Annotated in this window: 6 protein-coding genes and 1 pseudogene; 6 read left to right on the plus strand and 1 reads right to left on the minus strand. The window is 42.6% G+C overall.

Annotated features, from left to right (window positions below; translation table 11 throughout):
- Positions 1–20: 20 nt before the first annotated feature.
- The 4 genes from EWV66_RS13345 to EWV66_RS13360 all read left to right on the plus strand — a co-directional run bounded on the left by EWV66_RS13345 (position 21) and on the right by EWV66_RS13360 (position 4732).
- Positions 21–1256 carry an RNA-guided endonuclease TnpB family protein gene (locus tag EWV66_RS13345; protein WP_052276501.1) on the plus strand — a complete coding sequence of 412 codons (1236 nt, stop codon included), beginning with the start codon at positions 21–23 and terminating at the stop codon, positions 1254–1256.
- A gap of 61 nt (positions 1257–1317) precedes the next feature.
- The gene (locus EWV66_RS13350) at positions 1318–3000 is read left to right on the plus strand and encodes an alpha/beta hydrolase (protein WP_287108688.1); all 1683 of its coding nucleotides are present in this window, start codon (positions 1318–1320) and stop codon (positions 2998–3000) included.
- A gap of 418 nt (positions 3001–3418) precedes the next feature.
- Complete coding sequence (locus EWV66_RS13355) at positions 3419–3970, plus strand: DUF2854 domain-containing protein (RefSeq protein WP_002763523.1); 552 nt, start codon at positions 3419–3421, stop codon at positions 3968–3970.
- The gene (locus EWV66_RS13360; RefSeq protein WP_052276499.1) at positions 3971–4732 is read left to right on the plus strand and encodes a sulfite exporter TauE/SafE family protein; all 762 of its coding nucleotides are present in this window, start codon (positions 3971–3973) and stop codon (positions 4730–4732) included.
- Between the two features lie 178 nt (positions 4733–4910).
- Here EWV66_RS13360 and EWV66_RS13365 read toward each other — a convergent pair whose 3' ends face one another.
- The gene (locus tag EWV66_RS13365) at positions 4911–5579 is read right to left on the minus strand and encodes a hypothetical protein (RefSeq protein WP_052276498.1); all 669 of its coding nucleotides are present in this window, start codon (positions 5577–5579) and stop codon (positions 4911–4913) included.
- A gap of 163 nt (positions 5580–5742) precedes the next feature.
- Between EWV66_RS13365 and EWV66_RS13370 the strand changes: the two genes are divergently transcribed.
- Positions 5743–6444, plus strand: a complete 702-nt coding sequence (locus tag EWV66_RS13370) for a DUF3120 domain-containing protein (protein WP_052276497.1) — start codon at positions 5743–5745, stop codon at positions 6442–6444.
- A 201-nt stretch (positions 6445–6645) separates the two neighbouring features.
- Positions 6646–6764 (plus strand): annotated as a pseudogene (locus tag EWV66_RS13375) (transposase); the annotation flags it as partial.

The following is a 6764-nucleotide window of genomic DNA, read 5'->3' on the forward strand; positions in this document are numbered from 1 at the left end:
ATAGTTTCTTGATAACTCTTATGTACAAAGCGTACAAATTCAGACTTAAGCCTAATACCGAGCAAGAAATAGCCTTAGCTAAAAGCTTTGGCTGTTGTCGTTGGTTTTGGAATTATTCCCTGAATTTATGCCAAGAAACCTATAAAACCACGGGAAAAGGACTGACACGAAACTATATTCAAGGACTATTGCCCAGTCTCAAAAAAGAATATGAGTGGTTGACAGATGCTTATTCCCAGTGCTTACAGGTTGTTGCTTTGAACTTATCGCAAGCTTATCAAAATTTCTTTGAGAAACGAGCTAGATTACCAAGATTCAAATCTAAACATGGTAAACAATCAATTAGCTATCCAGCTAAGGTCAAATTTGAAGGTGACTACCTCAAATTACCGGGTAAAGTTGGCTTAGTTTATTGTGTTCGTCATCGGGAATTTGCAGGAACAATTAAAACCGTTACTATCTCAAAAAACCCAGACGGTAAATACTACGCTTCTATTTTAGTTGATGATGGACAATCTCCCCTGCCCCCCTTGATAAGGGGGGTGCCGAAGGCGGGGGGAGCTACCCTTAATCAGGGTGGTGACGAAGACGGGGGGATAGATGGAAAAGCCATAGGAATTGATTTAGGACTTAATCATTTTGCTATTACCAGCAATGGTAGTAAATATGATAATCCTAAACATTTTGCTAAACATCAACGCAATCTAAAAAGGAAACAACAAAAGCTATCGCGTAAAAAGGAGGGAAGTAACAACCGTCAAAAAGCTAGACGTAAAGTAGCTAAAGTTCACTCTAAAATCTCAAGATGTCGTGAGGATTTTCTCCACAAGCTATCCCGTAAGATAGTTAACGAAAACCAAGTTATTGCTGTAGAAAACCTCAATGTTAAAGCCATGGTACGCAATCATAATTTAGCTAAGGCTATTAGTGATTGTAGTTGGGTAATGTTTTGTACAATGCTTAAATACAAGGCAGAATGGCAAGGAAAAACCTATATCGAAGTTGATAGGTTTTTCCCTAGTTCTAAGACTTGTCATGTCTGTCTAAATCAAGTGGGTAGTTTATCCCTTGATATGAGAATATGGACTTGTGAACATTGTCAGACAACTTATGACCGGGACATAAATGCGGCAATAAATATTCGAGATGAAAGCTTACGGATATTGTCGTTAGGAACTAGCGATACTGCCTATAGAGGGGATGTCAGACCAAAAGCTGGGCGTAAGTCTGTCTTGAGGCAATCCCCTGTGAAATAGGAAGCTCTCAACGACATTGAGAGTAGTTCACTTATTGTCATTTACCCTAGCCAAAAACCGCATGATTAGCCATAGTTTACCAGGTCGTTTTCCCAGAAATAATCCCACCCGTCGGCTGCGAGCTTTTCTCCTAGGTCTTTTCGCCGCGGGTATGACCGCTTTACCCCTAAAAGCCGCCGAAGAAATTGAATTTGTCTATACTCCCCTCGTCTTTTCCGTATCGGTAGCATCCCTAGAAACCTTTGCTAAAGAAGGAAAAATCGACGCTAATTTAAAAAGATTTCTGTCCAGAGCAACTCCCGAAGCAAGAGAGAAGTTTCGTGAGGCTTTATTAACAAAGATTGACATCGATCCCATTTTACTATCTCGTTTTTTTAATAGTGTGATGGGTGCTGATATGCTCTTTCGTTTGGGCAAAGGCATCACCATTGAAGGGGGAATTAATGGTAAATATGCTCTGCGGGGTGCGATTGTTAGTGCCGCTTTCGATCCGGGAGGATTAACCCTTTTAAATGTGCTGAAAAAATTCCCCAATAATATCCAGTTACAGGGGGAAGAAATCCTCGGATTAGCTAAAACCATCGATTATGCGGTTTATGTGGCGGAAATATTTATTAAAGATATGCACCTCTGGACGGCCGAGGAAGCCGCTGCCGTTAAACCAGCGATTAATTATGCCAGTTTACCCGATTTGCGTCAGCGCGGTAGCTTTCAGGTAAAAAAAGAAGTTTGGAACCTAACCGATAGTAGTCGCAATCGCAGTTTATATGTCAATGTTTATATCCCGCAAACTTTCCGAGACGGTAAAACACCTGTAATTATTTTTTCCCACGGATTAGCCTCGCGACCGGAAGATTATGCCCAAGCAATCGAACATCTAGCCTCCTACGGGTTTTTAGTAGCGGCACCGCAACACCCCGGCAGTGATATCAAATACCTGCAAGGAATGTTAGGGGGATATTATCGCAATATTTTTGATGGCAATGAGTTTATTAATCGACCCAAAGATATTAGCTTTGTCATCGATGAATTAGCCAGACGAAATGCTAGTCAATTTCAAGGTAAACTTAACCTAACTAATGTGGGAGTAGCGGGTCATTCCTTTGGAGGTTATACATCTCTAGCTGTTGCTGGTGCGTCAATAGATTTTGATAATCTTGCTAAAGATTGTTACCGTCCTTATTCCGGGATTAATATCGCAATTTTACTGGAATGTCGCGCCCTAGAATTGCCTAGACAGGTCTATAATTTTCGCGATGAACGAGTCGCAGCTGTTTTTGCAGCTAATCCCGTTAACCGCAGTATTTTTGGGGAAAAAGGTTTAAGTAAAATCTCGATTCCCGTCCTCTTGGGTTCCGGAAGTTATGACCCGGCAGCTAATCCAATTTTTGAACAGGCTATTCCTTTTACTTGGTTAAAAACCCCGGATAAATATCTGGCCATGGTGGAGGGACAAGCTCATGTAAATTTTACGGAATTGGATGCAGGAATGCAAAAAACCCTAGAGTCTGTGGTCGATATCACTTTACCCAATCAAAATCTAATCGAGGATTATACTGGAGCTTTATTGGTCTCTTTTTTTGAAGTTTATATTGCTAATAATGAAAAGTTTCGTCCTTTTCTTCTGTCTAGCTATGCAGAATATCTCAGTCAGGGACAAAAGTTTAAATTAGACTTTATTACTGCCGCTTCTGACGAGAAATTATCTCAATTAATTGAAAAATTGCGAGTACATAGGCAATAGTAAAACGTAGGGTGCGTTAGACGGCAAAAATTCCTGTTTTGACTTGAAGGTAACAATCCGTCCTAACGCATCACCTATCATCAACTAAGTAAAACGTAGGGTGCGTTAGACGGCAAAAATTCCTGTTTTGACTTGAAGGTAACAATCCGTCCTAACGCATCACCTATCATCAACTAAGTAGCTGGTTACAATTAAAGATAAAATACAAAAAACCAGAAGCCTGTCCCACTATCTAACAGTTAATTGAGATTACTTACTTATTAAGTGTCAAGTTCGTTGTTTTCTTTTCACTGATGACTGATGACTGATGACTGATGACTGATAACGGAAAAATCTCCCCACTGCCCCCCTGCAAAAAAGATTCTCTTGAGTTGTATAATCTCTAAAGGATTAGCGTACTCAAGAAAAAAATTATTTCATGCTCAGAAAAATTAGACTATCATACTTTGGCTTAATTTTAGGCAGTATTTTAACGGTTATCGGGATCATCGGTTATGCCCAAGGTAACGCCACGGTAAATTTAGCGGGGTTTTTCTACGGATTACCGTTATTATTGGGAGGTTTAGCCCTAAAAGCTTCAGAAATCAAACCTATACCCTTCAGTCAACCCACTAGCCCCGAAATCTTGCAATTGCGCCAACAACAGGCCACTGTCACCCAAACCAAACTTCGCAACGATGTCACCCGCTATCGCTACGGACAGGAAGTGCATCTGGATGAAGCCCTAGAAAAGCTGGGATTAAGCCCCACGGACGAGGAAAGACCGACTTTAGTGGCAATTCGTGAAACTGCTGTTGATTCCGCCTATTGTCTCACCCTAGAATTTGAATCGCCCCTTTTACCCCTAGAAAAGTGGCTGGCAAAACAGGAAAAAATCGAAAGATATTTTGGACCAGGAATTAAAGCCGAAATTAAGCAAGTTGACGAGGAAAAAATTGATTTAGCCCTAATTACTATCCCTAACGCCTAAATGCTCACGCCTATTCAGTATGGCTTCCTAGCAATCGCTGCCGTGGCTGCCGGCTTAATTAATGCTCTTGCCGGTGGCGGTAGTCTGATTACTTTTCCGACGCTGATGGCGGTGGGTATCCCACCAGTGATGGCAAATGTGACTAATACCGTCGCTTTATGCCCCGGTTATCTGGGGGCAACTCTCGCCCAAAAAAAAGACCTGCACGGGCAACAAAAACGGATTAGGTTATTACTACCATCGGCAGTTATTGGCGGCATTATCGGTGGTATTTTGCTGTTAAATAGCAGCGATCAAGTGTTTGACCGCCTGATTCCTTTTCTGATTCTTTTAGCGGCGGCTTTATTGGCTTTTCAAGATACTTTACGCTCTTGGCTACAGCGGCGACAGGGGGACGAAAATGGTCATATCCCAGAAATTTTGGCGGTTTTACCCATCGCTCTCGCTTCAATTTATGGTGGTTATTTTGGGGCGGGTTTAGGGGTGATTGAGTTAGCAATTTTGGGCTTATTTATCAAGGATAATCTCACGAGATTAAATGCTTTAAAACAGTTGCTTTCTTTGGTGGTTAATGTAGCGGCATCTTGGTTTTTTCTCTTTTCTAATCAGGTAGATTGGTCGGCGGCGATAGTGGTAGCAATTGGCTCTTTAATTGGGGGTTTATTGGGGGGAAAACTAGCCAGAATTATCTCTCCTAGTTATCTGCGCTGGACTGTAGTAATTCTGAGTATTATTATCGCTACAGTTTATTTTCTTCGTTAACAAAATGTTTGTCAATAAGGTGTTTTATTGATGGAGATTGATAGATTTTTTCCTAGTTCTCAAACCTGTTCTAATTGTCTCTGTCATACCAAATCCGCAAGGTGGGCGTAAGTCTATCTTCAGGCATTCCCCCGTGAGTTCAGAAGCCCCGACAATCTCGCCCAGCCGGTAGTTCACCCTAAAAAGATTGTCCCACTTCTAAGACTTTCGTTTGTCCGTTGCGAGACAAAATAACCTGTTGACTACCAACTTCCACTAAAGTCCAACCGTTGATAAATTCCCCCGGAGAAATACGCGTCGTTATCCCCTTATTATCAAATAAAGCTGAAGATCGATCGCCTAAATCCATCACCCCCACCAGGGTATTTTTCACCTGATTATTAGTGGGAATAACCGCTGCTGTCGGCCGATGCACTTGGGGGGCAGCCGGTAATGGTGGCGCGGAAATGTCGGGATTTGCGGGTGTAACCGGGGCAATTTTGGCAGCCGTTTCAGGGGTTTGGGGATAAACGGGAACGTAAATTCTTTCTATGATCTGGGGAGTATTATTAACCGGTAAATTAGCGGGGGGTGGTGGTGGAACCGTGGCTACCGGAGAAGGGTTATTTTTAGGAGAAGGATCAGGATCGGGGGATGAAGTTGCACCTTGGCGATCGATAATAGTCAGAGATGATTGCAGATAGGCGATAAACTTTTGATCTTCTGGGGAAATCGTGCCATTTTGAGAGACAGGGGCATTTTTTTGACTGATTAGCCATGCCACCACCCAACCTAGATAGACGCAAGCAATGACAAAAATAACTTTATCTAGGGGCATTCTCGGATTTTCTTCATCGCCCGCTGCCATATTTTTTGCACTCCTCGATCGCTGCTGTCGTTTCGATTCTAACAGGATAGGGCATTGCCAAAAACAATTTTTTAATTTCCCCAAATCCCCCTAGGGGGGATATAGTAGAGAGAGAATGATGTATCTTAATATAAGTAAAGTTTTGTAACAATTCTGAAATCCTTTGCTCAACTCTACCCTAGTCCCCAGCAATCCCAATCGCCTGAAACCCCTAGTCCCTAACTGGGAAAAATGTCAATCCGTCTTTTGGACAGCAGCATTTCTGGTATCAGTCCCCGTGTTCATACAAGCGCCCCTAGTGCGCTACTATCCCGAAATTAGCCTAGGTTTAACCGTTTTCTGGGTGGGGTTAGGGATTTGGCTGCTCAAACAAGCAAAAATCAGTCTTTGGGGAGATTTACTTTTGGGCTTTAGTTGGAGTTGGTTAGCCGGTTCTCTGTACTGGGGTTGGTGGCGTTGGGAACCCTTGCTCCATATTCCCATGGAAGCGATCGGGCTGCCCTTTGTTCTCTGGGGATTATGCAAAGGTCGCGGCAAAGTGGGCAATCTTTTCTATCTGGGTTCTTTGTTAGGAACCGCCATCACCGACTTATATTTCTATCTAACGGGACTAATTCCCTACTGGCGACAATTAATGACCGTGGAACTAGATGCCAACCTAGTATCGCCGATATTTCATAACGCTTTGGCCCAAATTCAGACCCCCTGGGGCATCAGTTGGGCGATCGTACTGCTCAACCTGCTCCTAGCGATCGGTATCTATCCTTTGCAAAAACGGGTATGCCATTGGTGGGCATTTAGCGGAGCCGTATTGAGTACAATTTTAGTCGATGGTTTATTTTGGATTACCGCTTCTCTGGCCTAAGGGTTTTCCTAGCTAATTCCCGTTTCCACCTATTTACCTAAAATGTCGGATGAATGCCCCCGCTAAATTTTTCGACAAGACATCAACCTTTGCGGGGGATGAAATCCGACCAGAAAATAAACCGCAGAGCATCGATTTAATACTACCATCTATGGGTAAACTGTGTTATAATTAAACTATCCAATGGTCGATGATTGTTAAATGCTAGTCGTAGAAGCGAAGCTAAAAAACGGGACACTAGAGCAATATCAGAAGCTTGATGAAGCTATCAGAACTTCTCAGTTTGTGCGTAACTCTTGTGTTCGTTATTGGATGGACAA

The sequence above is a fragment of the Microcystis sp. M_OC_Ca_00000000_C217Col genome (genome assembly GCF_007095585.1).
GTDB lineage: Bacteria > Cyanobacteriota > Cyanobacteriia > Cyanobacteriales > Microcystaceae > Microcystis > Microcystis panniformis.